The 16390-nt window shown below is 44.5% G+C and carries 11 protein-coding genes and 1 pseudogene; 9 read left to right on the top strand and 3 right to left on the bottom strand.

All coding sequences use genetic code 11. The features are described 5' to 3' along the window. From glyS to HUX64_RS02830, 3 genes are all read left to right on the top strand, one after another. Positions 1 to 2118, top strand: a complete 2118-nt coding sequence (gene glyS, locus HUX64_RS02845; protein WP_174624731.1) for a glycine--tRNA ligase subunit beta — start codon at positions 1 to 3, stop codon at positions 2116 to 2118. A gap of 362 nt (positions 2119 to 2480) precedes the next feature. Beyond that, positions 2481 to 3380, top strand: coding sequence for a lysophospholipid acyltransferase family protein (locus HUX64_RS02835; RefSeq protein ID WP_343034374.1), 900 nt, complete (start codon positions 2481 to 2483; stop codon positions 3378 to 3380). Between the two features lie 108 nt (positions 3381 to 3488). Then, positions 3489 to 3896, top strand: a complete 408-nt coding sequence (locus HUX64_RS02830) for a hypothetical protein (RefSeq protein ID WP_174624729.1) — start codon at positions 3489 to 3491, stop codon at positions 3894 to 3896. Between the two features lie 38 nt (positions 3897 to 3934). On the opposite strand, the gene HUX64_RS02825 is transcribed toward HUX64_RS02830, so the two are convergent. Beyond that, positions 3935 to 4825: an EamA family transporter gene (locus HUX64_RS02825; RefSeq protein ID WP_174624728.1), complete on the bottom strand. Its 891-nt coding sequence runs from the start codon at positions 4823 to 4825 to the stop codon at positions 3935 to 3937. A gap of 444 nt (positions 4826 to 5269) precedes the next feature. On the opposite strand from HUX64_RS02825, the gene HUX64_RS02820 reads away from it, so the two are divergent. The 6 genes from HUX64_RS02820 (at position 5270) to HUX64_RS20075 (ending at position 15510) form a co-directional block, all read left to right on the top strand. Then, on the top strand, positions 5270 to 7300 hold the full coding sequence (locus HUX64_RS02820) for a TonB-dependent receptor plug domain-containing protein (protein ID WP_174624727.1): 2031 nt from the start codon (positions 5270 to 5272) through the stop codon (positions 7298 to 7300). Between the two features lie 6 nt (positions 7301 to 7306). Next, positions 7307 to 8251 (top strand): ABC transporter substrate-binding protein, encoded by a 945-nt coding sequence (locus HUX64_RS02815; RefSeq protein ID WP_217426416.1) that lies wholly within the window; start codon positions 7307 to 7309, stop codon positions 8249 to 8251. A 13-nt stretch (positions 8252 to 8264) separates the two neighbouring features. Next, entirely contained in the window at positions 8265 to 13223 is a 4959-nt protein-coding gene (locus HUX64_RS02810) for an EAL domain-containing protein (RefSeq protein ID WP_174624725.1), read from the top strand. 402 nt (positions 13224 to 13625) lie between these two features. After that, the gene (locus HUX64_RS02805; protein WP_174624724.1) at positions 13626 to 14147 is read left to right on the top strand and encodes a phosphatase PAP2 family protein; all 522 of its coding nucleotides are present in this window, start codon (positions 13626 to 13628) and stop codon (positions 14145 to 14147) included. Next, a complete protein-coding gene (locus tag HUX64_RS02800; protein ID WP_174624723.1) occupies positions 14147 to 15187 on the top strand; it encodes an MJ1255/VC2487 family glycosyltransferase in 1041 nt (346 codons plus the stop codon). Before HUX64_RS02805 ends, HUX64_RS02800 begins: the two co-directional genes overlap by 1 nt. A gap of 200 nt (positions 15188 to 15387) precedes the next feature. Beyond that, the gene (locus HUX64_RS20075) at positions 15388 to 15510 is read left to right on the top strand and encodes a hypothetical protein (protein WP_281355248.1); all 123 of its coding nucleotides are present in this window, start codon (positions 15388 to 15390) and stop codon (positions 15508 to 15510) included. 374 nt (positions 15511 to 15884) lie between these two features. Here HUX64_RS20075 and HUX64_RS02795 read toward each other — a convergent pair whose 3' ends face one another. Continuing rightward, positions 15885 to 16076 (bottom strand): type II toxin-antitoxin system antitoxin, encoded by a 192-nt coding sequence (locus HUX64_RS02795; RefSeq protein WP_174624722.1) that lies wholly within the window; start codon positions 16074 to 16076, stop codon positions 15885 to 15887. Between the two features lie 202 nt (positions 16077 to 16278). Then, a pseudogene (locus tag HUX64_RS20340) lies at positions 16279 to 16390 on the bottom strand (IS982 family transposase); the annotation flags it as partial.

Below are 16390 nucleotides of genomic sequence, written 5' to 3'. Positions count from 1 at the left end.
ATGATAAATGGCAAACATTTACTTTTCGAGCTGGGCTGCGAAGAATTGCCGCCCAAAACATTGCTTAAACTAAGCAATGCCCTGCGCAGCAACATAATTGAAGCTTTAACAGCCGCTGGTTTAAGCTTTACTGCCAGCAAAGCCTATGCTACGCCCAGACGCTTAGCCGTAGTGATTGAAAACCTGGCTACAGCGCAACCGGATAAAACCATAGAGAAACGCGGCCCTGCCATGCAGGCTGCTTTTGCAGCAGACGGCACGCCCAGCAAAGCTGCTGTTGGTTTTGCTGTCAGCTGCGGCACGACTTTCGACAAACTGGAACGATTAACCACAGACAAGGGTGAATGGCTGGTCTTTACCCAAAATGTTAAAGGTCAATCCACTGAGAATCTAATTCCGGACATCATTAGACACAGCATTGCTGCATTGCCTATCGCTAAAAGAATGCGCTGGGGCAGTTTCAGTACAGAATTTGTCAGACCTGTACATTGGGCGGTACTGCTTTATGGCGGCAACATCATTAAAACTGAAATTCTGGGACTTGAAACCGGAACAGCAACGCGAGGCCATCGCTTTCATGCACCCCAGAAGCTGACTATCAACAAGCCGGAAGATTATCCGGAGGCTTTATTCAAAGAGGGCAAAGTCATTGCCGATTTTGAACAAAGAAAATCAATTATCCATGCGGCCGCACAAAAAGCCGCATTAGCGGTTAATGGCATAGCCCATATAGAAGACGAGTTGCTGGAAGAAGTTACCGCCCTGAATGAATGGCCGGTACCGGTAACCGGCAGTTTTGATCCGCGTTTTCTTGATCTGCCTGCCGAAGTGCTGATTACCACCATGCAGACCAATCAGAAATATTTCCCGGTTAAAAATGCCGTCGGCGGTTTGTTGCCGCATTTCATCACCTTCAGCAATATTGACAGCAGCAATTTGCAGTCGATCCGGCAGGGCAATGAACGCGTGGTGACACCGCGCCTGTCCGATGCCGAATTTTTCTGGAAACAGGATAGAAAAAAACGCCTGGAAGAGCGTTTATTAAGCCTGTCCAGCATTATCTTTCAGGAAAACCTGGGCACATTGGCTGATAAAACCGAACGCGTTGAAAATCTCGCGGCTTATATAGCCACTAACATTAACGCTGATATCGACCTGGCTAAACGTGCGGCCCTGCTGGCCAAAACTGACTTGATGACCGAAATGGTCGGCGAATTCGGCAACTTGCAAGGGATCATGGGGCGTTATTATGCACTGGCCGACAATGAACCGGCCGAAGTCGCCCGGGCGCTTGAAGAACAGTATTTTCCCAAACAATCCGGCAGCCCGACGCCGCCGAGCACAACAGGGCAAATTCTTGCCATTGCCGACAAGCTAGACACACTGGTCGGAATTTTTAAAGTCGGACTGATTCCCACCGGCGACAAAGATCCTTATGCCTTGAGACGCGCGGCACTGGGCATATTGCGAACGATTATAGAGAATAAACTCAATATAAATATTGTTGAGCTGATACGTTTCGCCAATGATCAGATCAATCCCAGCGCCAGTCAATCTGGCTCTGAAGTTAAGCGCTATGCAAACGGAAGCATTGATGATGAGCCAACAACATCCGATCAGGTTATCGATTTTATTTTTGACCGTCTGAAAGGCTACTGTTTCGATCAGGGCTATAGCGCTGATGAATTTGACGCCGTTATTGCCGTGACGCCGGCAGAACCGCTGGACTTTATGCAGCGTCTACAGGCCGTTAAAGCTTTCCGTCAATTGCCGCAGGCTGAAAGTCTGGCAGCAGCCAACAAACGCATCCGCAATATTCTTAAAAAATCGGAAACTGCGCCAGGTGCTCAGGTGGGCCAGCTGATTGAAGCGCAGGAAAAACAGCTTTTAGCCGCTGCCTTGCAATCCGACAAGGACATCCAGCCATTACTGGCGCAACGCGACTATCCAGCGATGCTTAATCGTCTGGCGCAATTACGGGATGATATTGATGCGTTTTTCGATCACGTCATGGTCATGACCGAGGATGCTGAACTGCGCGCAAACCGGCTGGCCTTGTTGTCGATGCTGTCGGAACAATTCCTGAGCTGTGCCGATATCTCCAGACTGCAATCATAAACGCCAGGTATAGATCGATGCACGCTGATAGATGTGGCGGCGTTCTTAATCATGAGTCCGACCCATTTATTAAATCACCCGTGGAATGGCGCTCCCTTGGGTCAGCCTTGAGGCTATTGTCCTGTTCAATCAGCACGGTTATAAAGCCGCCTTTATCACAACTTAATAGGGGCTTGCGCACGGCTTGCTCAGTCTGGCCTCAGTGGATAAAATTAGCGCCAAAATGCATCGTTTGACTGCTTATAAAGGCGGCCGCTGCCGCTGTCGGAAATCCAAATCTGGTCTACTGAAATCTTTTGCCGCAGCAAGAAAAGCCAACCTGAAAAGTATGCCTTTTATCGGCGATTCCCTAGGTGATATTCATGCGAACCAAACTGTTAATGTCAAATCCGATACTTGTCAAGACCGGCAAAGGCAAAAAAACATTGGCTTATCATCCCCATCTGACTTTCCTGTTTTTAAAAATTTCTATGACGCGGCACACTATCTCGTACCCAGACAATAAAATTCCAGGCACTAAAATCCGGATTTTTATTGGTTCAAGCATTTTCTTGATCTGCTCGATTCTGTCTGCGCTGATAATCGGCGGACTCGTTCTTTTATGCCTTCCCTGTCCTTTTCATATTCGCTACAAAATTATGGGTTTATGGCCGGCATTCATTTTATGGGCGGCGAAAGTTTTTTGCGGCCTTCATTATGAAGTCGAAGGCATGAAAAATATTAACAAGCATCGGCCTACGATTGTATTGAGCAAGCATCAATCTGCCTGGGAAACCGTTGCTTTAAGACATATACTGCCAATGCAAACTGTGCTGTTAAAGCGATCTTTATTGTGGCTGCCGGTGTTAGGCTGGGCAATGGCAACATTAAAACCCATAGCCATAGACCGGAAAAATCAGCGCGCGGCCTTACGATTATTGCTGGCTCGGGGAACAGCCTGTTTAAATCAGGGCTTATGGGTGATTATATTTCCTGAAGGTACGCGCACAGCACCAGGGGAAACGAGGAAATTTAATGCAGGCGGAGCCATGTTAGCTCAAAAAACCTGCTATCCGGTCGTCCCCATTGCTCATAATGCGGGTATATACTGGCCGCGCTATAGTTTTCTGAAATATCCGGGAACTATAAAAGTTAAAATTGGCCCCGTCATTAAAAGCAAGGGACGTAAAGCCGCAGATATCAATGCAGAGGCAGAAGCCTGGATAACCCAGGCCATGAAAGAAATGTCTGCAGGGGGCGAATTTAATGGCTATGACCCATGAATTCAGCCTGCAGGCTTGCACTACAATCAAAAAACGATGATATAACAATAAGCGTATAATGCTTTGTTTCGTTACATCCGTTTAAACCCTTAACTACGGTATTTTTTCATGACTAAACTACTGCTGATTTTTCTCTCTGCATTCTTACTCTCAGCGTGTGCTGATAAGAACCGGTATGAACAGGCTGTATTCGAACAAATGCAGAAAGAACAGGACGTTAAGGACTATCATGTAACTCCTGAACATATGACTGACTGCGTCGTAGCAACAACTTCCGCCAATATGCCCGGCGCCTTTCCTTTTGACCCCAAGCGAATGACGGCTTATCGCAACTATACCAAGATGTTGACTCTATCCACAGCCAAAGACCCTAAAAAGACAATGGATGAATTACGCAGCGATTTCGGTTCAGCGCAGGAACTTGCCGAAGCCCATAGCAACTACACGGAAAGTTTGATGACCTGCTATTCAGCCGTAATCATGGAATCGGAGGAAACGGAAAAAGAAAAAAAGTGACGGATATCTAAAAATCCGACCTTAATTAACTCCGAGTTCTACGATACCTGCCAGACTCCAACAGTCATTAATGCAACCAGGGCCAGCTTGAGTGGCAACTGCTGACGCGCCTCCTTGTTATCAAAACGTTTTGTGGTGGCAACCAGGAGCAATGTCAGCGCAAATGTATACCCGGGAATGGTCGTTTCAACGGCTGCAACCAGCGCCGGCTCGCCCAGATCTACAGCCCGAAGAGCCGTATAGAGAGCCACCCAGTTCACCGCTTCAATGCCTATAAGCATAGGGATTGCGGGACGAAGAGTCGGCATATTGTTGCCCAGGGCCTTCCTGATATCGGGAATTAACAAGGGCAATACGCCGCTTCCTATAATCCCTATCATAACAATCAGAAAACAGATGAAAAATTCTCCCTGTTCGAACACAGTCTTCTGGATAAGCATGGTAATGACCTGAACCATGCAGGCAGCCAGCATGAGCATGAAGGAATACCACCGGCCTTTTAAACAGGAGTCCAGCAGGCAAAAACAAACCGAGGTAAAAATCAGAATACCAATGCCGGCATATTGCCAGAGAGTGAGAACCTCGTCGAATAAATAATAACTGGTTAGTGGCAAGAGAATCGGAATAAGGTTCCAGTAAGCGGCAACGATCCCAGCCTCGCTATACTGCAAGGCCTTGAAGTAAAATGCCTGACTCAGCTGAATAAGACCGCCTGCCAGTAAGGCCAATACGACCACATCCGGTCCAGGCAATTGCCATATTGCAAATGGCATCGCAAAGGATACAGCAAGCAAGATAACTAATGAAGCGACGGAGCCTGTAATGACCCCCATAAAGGGCCGATCAAACACATTTTCAACACAGTGACTGTCGAGGACATGGACAATAGCACAAAATGGCGGACCAAGCAGCGCATAGAAAAGCCACATAACCTTTATCCCCTAAGGTTATTGAACATTAAAACTGTTGTAAGAAATGGCTCCACCGGCGTGCTCTGTTATTTCATCGGATTATGAATTTATCTTCCCCCCCTGAAGTTGAAAATTTAATGCAGTTAATGGCTAAGGCATGCAAAAGCGTCTAGCCGGTTAAAATACTTTAACTTAGCGGTAGAGCTTTATGACTTAAATATGCTACAAGTCCATACACGAAATCTTGTCCAGGTTATTTTTAAGATAGTTCAGCTTTTCAAATATTACAAATTACTACAGACAGTATAACAATCCCGACGGCCAGGAATGCTAATAACAGGCATTGACCATGTCATCTATAAATATTGCTAACCTTCAATATCGGTGGACTTTGATTTTCCCTAGTTGAAATTATTTAACTATATTGAGATTAATTTCAGCATTGAAAAAAAGAGCAGACTTATGCAGTGTTCTAAATTATTTATTTTAATTATCGGCATTATTGGCTTACCTCTTCAAACCTCTGCCTTTGCAGCGGAAGAAAATTCAACCCCGACCCCTTCGCTTGAAGAAGATAGCCTGCTGTTTCAGGAAATTGCTTCAGTTTATAGCGCCTCCAAATATGAACAGAAAATAACCAAAGCTCCGGCTTCGATCAGTATCGTTACTTCAGACGAAATAAAAAAGTGGGGCTATCGAACCTTTGGCGAAATTTTGGCCAGTCTCAAGGGCTTTTATAACACTAACGATCGGAATTATGGCTTTGCCGGGGCACGCGGCTTCGGCCTGCCGGCAGATTTCAATTCTCGTTTGCTATTATTAATAGACGGACACCGGTTTAACGATAATATCTATGACTCATGGGATACGTCTGAAGGATTCCCGGTTGATGTTGATATGATTGAACGGGTGGAAATTGTCCGGGGCCCCAGTTCCTCCCTGTACGGCACCAGTGCTTTTTTGGGTGTTATTAATGTCATCACCAAGCGCGGACGGGATCAGAGAGGCGCAAATATTAAGGCTTCCTACGGCACTAACGATACCTATAAAACCAGTGCAAGTTATGGCAACCGCTTCGGCAACGGCCTGGAAGCCTTCATAACCGGAACTTTTTACGACAGCCAGGGCTATAATCGCCGTTATTACAGGGAATTTGATACGCCGGCCACGAATAATGGCGTCAGCCTGCATAATGATGAGGAACAGGCAAAGAAGCTGATGGCCACTGTCTCTTTTCGGGATTTCACCTTTCAAGGTTTATATGTCAGGCGAAATAAAGATGTCCCTACCGCTTCTTTTAATACTGTATTTAACCATCCGGCTGAGAATACTATTGATGAATCCACCTTTTTGGAGCTTAAATATGGCCATACCTTTACTAACCAATTGAATATAAGCTCCAGAGTCTCCTACAATAACTATCGCAACAGAGGCGACTTTCCTTTTGATGTTTCAACTACTAATGTGCCTGATATTATTGTTAATAAAGATCTTGTCAGAGGGCAGTGGTTATATGGCGAACTGGAAGCTGCTAAAGTATTCTGGAATGATCATAGAATAACAGCCGGAGGTGTTTACCAAAATAATTTTGATCAATTTCTAACTAACTATGATAGAGCTACTTACATAAATTCAGATGCCAGTACGTATCAATGGGCGCTCTTTATTCAGGATGAATACAGTATTACTTCTTACCTGACATTGAATGCCGGAGTTCGTGTTGATTATTTCAGTACTTTCGGCAATACCGCCAATCCCCGTCTGGCGCTCATCTACAATCCTTGGGAAAGCACAACAGTAAAACTTCTTTACGGCACTGCTTTCAGGGCCCCTAACCAATATGAGCTGAACTATAACGATGCCGGCATTTCAATTATTCCCAGTATTAATTTGCAGCCGGAAAAACTGCAAACTGAGGAATTGATACTTGAACATTATTTTAATGAATACCTGCGGGCCGAATTCAATCTCTTCCATACCGACATAAGCGACATAATTTCTTTAGTAACAACAACTCATGATTTATTACAAAATCAGAATGCCGGCGATGTAGAGTCCAACGGACTGGAAGTTCAATTGGAAAATCTTTTGAACAACGGCTTTCAATGGCGTATCAGTTATTCCTGGCAGGACACTAAGAATACTGCAACCGCTGAACGCTTGACCAATTCCCCGGAACACATGGTTAAGCTAAACCTTATCGCGCCTTTATGGCAGGACAAAATATTTGTCGGCTTTGAGACCCGCTATATGAGCGGCAGAATAACGCCCCCTAAAGAAGCTAACGGCAATGCCAGGGGCCAAGTGGGTGATCATGTCATTAGCAATATCACTTTATTCACGCAAAACTGGGTTAAAGGCCTTGAGCTTTCAGGGGGTGTCTATAACCTTTTTGATGAGCAATATTTTGACCCCGGCGCCGGACAGCACAGGCAAAATGCCATAGAACAGGATGGTTTAACCTTCCGCATCAAAGCAAGCCTCGACTTTTAATAACTGATGCGCTGTAAACTTTTTGCGCACGAGCTAATGCTGCTGATCGCACTTCTAGTGCTTTCAGTATTGCCGGATAAAGCAGTCGCAGAAAAAACCATGCACGTTTTAATCATGACTAATACCGCAGAGGAACCTTATCAACAAGCGATTAAAGGATTTAAGGAGCAGCTTTCTTCACAGCTGGATGTAAAATTCACTCTGTTAATTCTTTCTCTGGCTACAAACAAACATGACGCCTTGCTAGCGGCAATGCGGAACAACAATCCTGATCTGATTTATACCCTTGGCGCAGAGTCCACAGAACTGGCCATGCAGAATATCCTGACCTTACCTATTGTATCAACGATGGTCTTAAATAAAGATCTGTTTAAAGGCGCAAAAAATATCACAGGAGTAACTCTGACCTATCCTTTAGATATCCAATTCCAATGGCTAAAAAAGTTTTTTCCTGAACAAAGAAAGGTAGCTATCCTCTATAATCGGGAAGAGAATGATAAGATAGTTGAAGATGTCAGAAAAACCGCTGAGCAAGCCGGCTTTGAACTTATCGCTATTCCTGTTAATACGCCGAAACAATTGCCTTTCGCGCTAGAACAACTGGCCAGGAATATTGAAATATTATTAGCCATACCGGATGAAATCGTTATGTCTCCTAAAACAGCAAAAGAAGTGCTCCTGGCATCTTTTAGAAACCGGGTACCATTAATCGGTATTTCCGATAATTGGGTCAAATCAGGCGCATTATATGCGCTTTCGTGGAACTATGATGATTTAGGGAGACAATGCGCCCTTCAAGCCGCCAAAATACTTAAAGGCATCCCTGTACAGTCTATGCCTCCGGAATTTCCCCGTAAAATTACCTATACAATCAACCAGAAGATCGCCGAACATATGCGGGTGGAAATCCCGGAAGCCTTACTAAAAAATGCCAAAATAATTTTCAACTAAGGCCTGAGTTAAAATGAAATCTATAGCTTCCAAGTTTAACTTTCTGATTATTTTTTTAATCATGTTAACAACGCTGGCTACGGGCAGCTACTTAATTTGGCAGCATCAATTAAATACTTTCAGCAACTATATCAAGCATGGACAAGAGACAGCGAAAATGCTGTCAAAAAATATAGAATACGGCGTCTATACAGAAAATCAGAAAGCCATTGATCAATCTCTTCAGGGTTTGGAAGAAAGTCCGGACATTGCTTATCTACTGGTATTCAACAAACAGAAACAACTACTATCGCAGCGGAATTATCTTGGCTTGTCTAAAACGCCATCGCTAGCTATCAAAGAAAGTAACCAAAGCCCTGAAAAACTAATAAGCGGCTATTATGTTGATCCAGCTACTAATAAATCCTATATTAATATTATGGCTCCGGTTTATATCCGGCCTGAGTTATCGGGTATTGATTTAGAAACGGATTTTATCAATTTAGAGGCTCCAAGAAATACCAAAGAATTAATTGGCTACCTACAATTAGGTATCAGTCAAGACAGGATTTATCAAGACTCCCGAGAATTCATGCTGAAGACTCTAGGTATTGTTCCGATAACACTCGCCCTGGGTATCTTTCTGACTTTTTGGCAAACAAGACGCATTACCTTTCCCATAAAAAAGCTGGTTTTAGCTACTCAAGCCATTTCTAAAGGCAACTTTGGCAACGCGCTTGTGCTATCTTCAAATGATGAAATTGGCGAGTTGGCAGCGTCTTTTAATAATATGTCATCGGATTTGGCAACCTATCAGGCAAAAGTTTCAAGGCATCGTGAAATTCTCGAAGAACAGGTGGCTGAGCGCACTCATGATCTTCAATCCAAGACTAATGAGGCCATTCAGCTCGCACATAAAGCTGAAGCCGCAAACAAAGCAAAAAGCCAATTTTTGGCGACCATGAGTCATGAAATCCGCACCCCCATGAACGGCGTTCTGGGGATGACAGAACTGTTACTGAATACCGAGCTTGACTTGCACCAGAAACGGCTGGCTGATACCGCATTTCGTTCAGCTGAATCCTTATTGGGCATTATTAATAATGTTCTGGATTTTTCTAAAATTGAATCGGGGAAATTTCAGCTGATAGTCAAGGATTTCGATTTGCGCCACCTGCTCGAAGAAACAGCTGAACTATTGTCAAATCAGGCCCATACCAGGGGTCTGGAGTTGATTCTGAACTTGCCGCCGGATCTGTCCGGAATTGTTCGGGGTGATGCCGAAAGACTGCGCCAGGTACTCATAAACCTGCTTGGCAATGCGATTAAATTTACTGAGCAGGGGGAAATACAGTTAAAAGTCAGTTATCTTGAACAACGAGAGTCAGATGCTTCCCATATAAACCTGCTCTTTGAAGTATTCGATACCGGGCCGGGTATTGCCCCCGAGCAGCAACAGCCTATCTTCGAAAATTTTACTCAAATAGATGGCTCCATTACTCGCCGCTACGGCGGAACCGGCCTGGGTTTAACCATTTCCAAACAGCTGACGGAATTAATGGGGGGTAAACTTGAGCTGATTAGTAAGGTGGGTAAGGGCTCCCGTTTTTTCTTTAGTCTGGGTCTTGAACAAAGCCTCCAACCCGCTTTCTCAAAGCCGGACATCAGCGCCTTAAAAGGCTTGGCCGTCCTTGTAGTCGATGACAATTCCACTCATCGAACGCTACTGCATGACCAGCTTTGCTACTGGGGCATCCGTTGCCAAAGCGTAGAAAGCGGGAAACAGGCGCTGGACCTGTTAGTGGAGGCAGCCAGAGTGAATGACCCTTATCGAATTGCCTTGCTTGACTGGCATATGCCTGAAATGGATGGCTTCACTCTCGCTCATATTATTAATTCGGAACCGCGGATACCTCCGCTGTCTGTAGCTATTTTAGGTTCGGACACTATCATGAATAATGATAAAGACGATCAATACGGCATCAGCTATTTTCTGAATAAACCCCTGATCCAGCAAAAATTGCTGAATTGCCTGCTGGCAATGCCGGTCACTCACAACAAACCGTTTAAGATGTCTTCAAATGAAGAGCGCACCTTAAAAGGAAATATCCTGATGGCTGAGGATAATCCCATAAATCAGGAAGTCGGGTTAGGTATGCTTTCTGCTATTGGCTGTCAGGTTCATGTGGTCAATAATGGCGCAGAAGCGGTACATGCCACAACCGATAAGCAGTATGACTTAATCCTGATGGATTGTCATATGCCGGATATGGATGGTTTTCAGGCAACAACTGAAATACGCCAGCAAGAACATACACGTTCTGATCATTCTCATGTTCCCATTATTGCCTTGACAGCTGACATACAAAAAGGGATAGTCGAACAATGCCTGAACGCTGGAATGGATGGATACATCAGTAAACCTTTTAGTAAGAAAGAGTTACAGGATACTTTAGCACAATGGCTAGCGGCCAAACCTGCCGGATTAACTAAATGCATTCCTAATTATCCCGTTCTTGCTTGTGCACAAACAGAACCTGTAATAAATCCGGCAGCCCTTGAAAATTTACGCTATTTAACGGCTTCAACTGGAGAAAACTTGCTTAACAAGGCTATCCAGCTGTTTCTGAACACTGCACCGCAAGCAATGGATACGATGCGTGCCGCCTTAAAAGCTCCTGATATTGAAAGCTTGGCAAAAATCGCTCACAGCTTTAAATCTTCTTGCGCCAATCTGGGTGCTCAAACTTTAGCCGATTATTGTGCATCTGTTGAAGCCATTGCCCGGCAGCATCACACTGATGGCGCCGATATCCTGTTGAGGGCTATGGACTATGAGTTGCCTAAGATAATGAGTGCCTTACGCAGGGAAATCACCAGTCCCTGTGCTTCAAAGTTGACCAAGCCAAAGACCGACTTTCAGAACAATCGAATTCTGCTAGTTGACGATGATCCTAATTTTCGTTTAATTAGCAGTGAAACACTACGGGCGGCCTCCTTTTTTGTCGATGAAGCCTGTAACAGCTCCCAAGCCTTCGAGAAGATTAACCAACAACTCCCTGATCTGGTTTTGCTGGATGCTGTGATGGAGGATATCGATGGATTTGAAACCTGCAAATTATTGCGGACACTGCCTGCGATGACAGACGTACCTATTATCATGTCGACAGGATTAGGCGATCTGGATTCAATAACTCGGGCATTCGATGCTGGAGCAACGGATTTCATCGTTAAACCCATTAACTATCCAATCCTGATTCACCGGTTATATTTTATTTTAAGGGCTGGCCAAAACACGGCCGAACTCAAAAACAGCAAGCATCAGCTTGCTGCAGCTCAACGCATAGCTCGCTTGGGATACTGGACCTGGGATAACCAACATAAGCGCTTCCAGATTTCAGAAAATCTGGCCAAGCTGTGCGGGATTAATCTGGAAAAATTTGCCGGTACCCTGGATAGTTATATCCAGTTAATTCATCAGGAAGACCGTGAGTTGGTCAGGCATATTATCAATGCGGCAGTGCATAGTAAAACAATTCAGCCTATCGAATATCGAATACCTATCCCGCCCTCGAATATTATTTTCGTGCATCAGGAAATAGAAGAAATTACCGATAAAAACAAGTCTGTAATTACCGGTACAGTGCAGGATATTACCCATAAAAAACAAACGGAAAAGCAAATTCACCGGCTGGCCTATTTTGACAATCTGACCGGACTGGCCAGCAGAGCCTACTATCAGGAACGCATCGAGGATATTATAAAAACGGCCGTTCGCCGCAACGAGCAATTTGCTTTTCTGTTTCTTGATCTGGACGGGTTTAAGGATATAAATGACAGCTTTGGCCATAACATCGGCGATGAATTCCTCAAGGCAATTGCCCAACGCTTGAAGCTTGTGGCACGCGAAATCGACTTTACGGCCCGCCTGGGCGGGGATGAATTTTGTATAATTTTAGTTAATATTGCTGATGATGATAACGTTAGGGAAGTCGCTAACCGATGCCTGCAAAAAATAAACCAGCCGTTACTGTTAGACTCTCATCATATAACTCCCAAAGTAAGCATTGGCATCGCTATTTTTCCAAGAGATGGAAATTCTGAAACAGAACTGCTCAAAGCCGCCGATATGGCGATGTATTCGGCAAAACGGTCCGGAAAACAACGTCATGTATTCTATTCGCCGGACATGGCCAGCCAAGCCATACATCGGCTGCAAAAAGAGCAAATGCTGCGGGAAGCTTTTGAGAAAAAACAGTTCATCCTTCACTATCAGCCGCAAATCTCAATGAATACCGGCCGAATGGTCGGTATCGAGGCGCTGGTGCGCTGGCAACATCCGGAACAGGGCATTATTCCGCCTGTAGACTTTATCGGCCTTGCCGAACAATTAAGTTTAATAGTAGAACTCGGCGACTGGGTACTTAAAACTGTATGCGAACAAATTTCCCGCTGGCATGAGCAAGGCTTGCCTTTCATTCAAGTGGCCGTCAATATTTCCCCGTATCATTTCCGTGATACTACTTTATTGGTTACAGTTCAGGATTTACTGATTAAAAACGGTATTCCGGGCCATTATCTGGAGCTCGAAATAACCGAGAGTGCAATTCAAACCGAAGGCCATATTGATGCATTCAAACAGTTAAGGGATCTGGGAGTGACTATTGCCATAGATGATTTCGGCACCGGCTTTTCCTGCCTGGCTTCCCTAAAACAGCTCCCGCTCGATTGCATAAAAATCGATAAAATATTTGTTGACGACGTATTGAAGAATCCTCATACGCCGTTACTTTTGAGAACCATCATCAGCCTGGCCAATGCACTGGACTATACCCTGATTGCCGAAGGAGTTGAGACCAGAGAGCAGGCGTTAGTCATGCATAGTCTGGGCTGTTCTATCATACAAGGCTTCTTTTTCAGCCCGCCGGTCAGCGCCCATGAAATTCCCGCCCTGATAAATGTCGACTTCAGGCTTCAGGAAGACAAAGTTTGATTCAACAATGCCATTTAACTGCCTCGATATTCACGATAGTGTGATTTATAAAAGCAAAGACGCACGCCGCGATTTGGGTGCTGAGTGCAAGTGAATTTGACAATATCGCCTGCTTTAACAAAAGCTGGCAGGCGGTCCATGAAATTAGCAAAAAGCCATCAATTATTAGATAAAACCTGAGCCGCCTTCCGATCCTGCGCAAACAGCTTAAGCTTGCCGCTTGATTTAATCAAGCGGCATTGTCATGTAACCTTAAATAAATGTTCATTTTATTGTCACAATAGAGTTTTAATCTTGATCCTGACTCATAAAGACAAAGATTAAGCGGAAAATCCACGGTTCTCATCTCTGCAAAAGCCGCAGCCGATTTTTGCAGAATCACTCTCTGAAGAGGACAAAAAAATGAAACTGCTCTATTCCATCCATAAATACGACGTTTTCATGTTCTCCTGGCTCATCAATGCCAAAATCCACTCCGCCCTGACGCAGACCAGCCGATATCTGTCAAAAACCGGCGACGGCCAACTGTATCTGTTAATAATAAGCCTGCTATATCTGCGTGAGGGAATAGAAAGCCGCCTTCTGCAAACTGTTCTGCTGGCATTTCTCATCGAAAGGCCAATTTATTTTCTTCTAAAAAACGGTTTCAAACGCAATCGACCGGAAGCGATGTTAAAAAACTTCCATAGCATTATCACTCCATCCGATCAATTCAGTTTTCCTTCCGGCCATACTTCGGCCGCTTTTATGATGGCGACTTTACTCAGCTATTTTTTTCCTTCTTTACTAATCATTCTTTATTGCTGGGCAATACTGGTCGGTTGCTCACGAGTGATACTGGGTGTGCATTTTCCGAGCGATACCCTGGTAGGGATGCTTTTGGGCATTGGGACAGCACTTTTTAGTTTGGGACAGATTATTTAATGCGAATTTTTTATGGCGTGCAAGGTACCGGTAACGGACATATTACCCGCGCGCGGGTCATGGCAAAAGCGCTTTTCGCAGCCGGGATCGATGTTACTTTTCAATTTACCGGCCGCCCTGCCGGTAAATATTTTGATATGGAAATATTTAACGGCTATCAGCTACGCACCGGTCTGACTTTCAATACCAATAAAGGCCAGGTCAGTTATCTTAAAACAGCTTGTGATGTAAAACCGATTACCTTTATCAAAGATGTAAAATCGCTGGACTTGGCAGGCTATGATCTGGTAATCAGCGATTTTGAGCCGGTCACCGCCTGGGCGGCTAAAACTCAAAAAAAGACGGTGCTCGGTATTGGTCATCAATATGCCTTTAGACATAAAATCCCCAGAGAAGGGTCAGATCCTCTTGCTGAGCAGGTTATGAAATATTTTGCTCCTGCTGACAGGAGCGTCGGATTACACTGGCATCATTTTGGCCAGCCCATTTTACCTCCTATTATCGATACTCCTGAAATACCCCAAAATGTTTTGAAAAATAAGATCGTCGTGTATCTTCCTTTTGAAAATCAACAGGAAGTCATCAAGCTTTTATCGCCTTTTAAAAATTTTGAGTTTCACCTTTATTCGCCCGGCGATATTTCATCAAAATTTGCGCATATTCAATGCAATCCGCTGTCATATGAAGGATTTCAAAAAGATATGTATAATTGCAGCGGTATTCTCAGCAATGCCGGGTTTGAGCTCGCCAGTGAAGCGTTACAACTGGGCAAAAAAATCCTGGCTAAACCCCTGCATGCGCAAATGGAACAAATCTCCAATGCGGCCGCATTACAGCAACTTGGCTATGGTCATGTCATGCATGATATGGATAGCTCTATTATTGAACATTGGCTGCATGACGACCACGCCGTCCGCATCACTTACCCCAATACCGCCAAAGTGCTGGTTCAATGGATTCAGAACGGCCTGCCTGAGATGGATACTGATTTTATCGAAAATATATGGAATGCTGTGGAAGTTCTCCAGATTAATCTCTAATCGCCCCCAGGTTTTAAAGCCTGACTTCCCAAAGCAGATCGGAGGAATTAACCTGAATACCTCCATCAGAGTAGCAGAGCACAGGCCCAACGCTTTGTTTCGTATCGGAAAACAGAGAGAATTGTACTGATTATAATGCTTCCCGAAAGCCGGACAATAGTTTAAGCCAGGCTCTGAGCTAAATCAGAGAGCGAAAATGAGTGAAAGAAACGGCAGATGTTTATAGTGCTCAAAAAGCCAAGATTGCCATAGCAGCCGTAAAAAGCATCAAGACGATCAATGAATTGCTCAAGAGCACAGTGTCCGCCCGAGTCGTCGGGTGAGTCCATGGAAAAAAGACCTGTCGGCAAAGGCGGGCAGCTTGTTGGAAGGCAAGCGCCGGCCGAAACCCATCAACGTGCATTTAAGTATCTGAGTGGGAGTGAGCTAAGCGCAAAATATTAGCCGTCAAACTGATGATTACTATAGCAGTTTGATATGTCGTCGATGTGCTTCAAAAAGCATTCATGCGATACGGCCCGCAGAGATCATCAAAACCGACCAGAAAATTCAATTCAGTGGCTAATCAGATTGACCGAATCGGCGCCAATCGTTTTATCGGGCTACACCAGCAACGAATGGAACGGCACATTAAGATAAACGAATTGCTTTGCCCTTAAGTGCAGTTCCGGTGGCAATTAATTTTTTGTATTTATCGTTATTGACTTTCGCTGCTGAAAAAGCTTTGCTCCTCGGGAAGGAAGACGTTATGTTGTTTACAATACTCACGAACCATCACTTCCACCATGTTGGTGAAGCTGCGATGTTCTATTTCTGCCAAGCGGCACAAACCTTCTTTAATCATCGGATCGACGCGTAGAGATAAGGTGGTGGGATTTGTAGTAGCCATTGACTAACACCTCTAGTTATTATTTTAGTTAGAAAAGCAATTAAAATTATACACCTGTCGGACACCTTAAGCTACTTATAAGAATTTTTTAATGCAAAGCTGTTAGCCTGCTACAGACGACAGGCAAGATATGTTTCTAAGAACATTTCAACCTGAGTTGAGGGACTTAAGGGCGACTTTCTTAAATTAACCTCAGTTCGGTTTAAGAGTTGCTGATTAAGGGCAATAAATCAGCATCGCGTAAATTAAGAGCGGGTTTTTTCTCTTGATAAGAATAAGCGACTAAACAGGCCACGATGTTTGATAGGTAATTG

Source organism: Candidatus Methylobacter favarea (assembly GCF_902806695.1).
Classification (GTDB): domain Bacteria; phylum Pseudomonadota; class Gammaproteobacteria; order Methylococcales; family Methylomonadaceae; genus Methylobacter_B; species Methylobacter_B favarea.
This window is presented reverse-complemented; position numbering and strand designations above follow the sequence as displayed.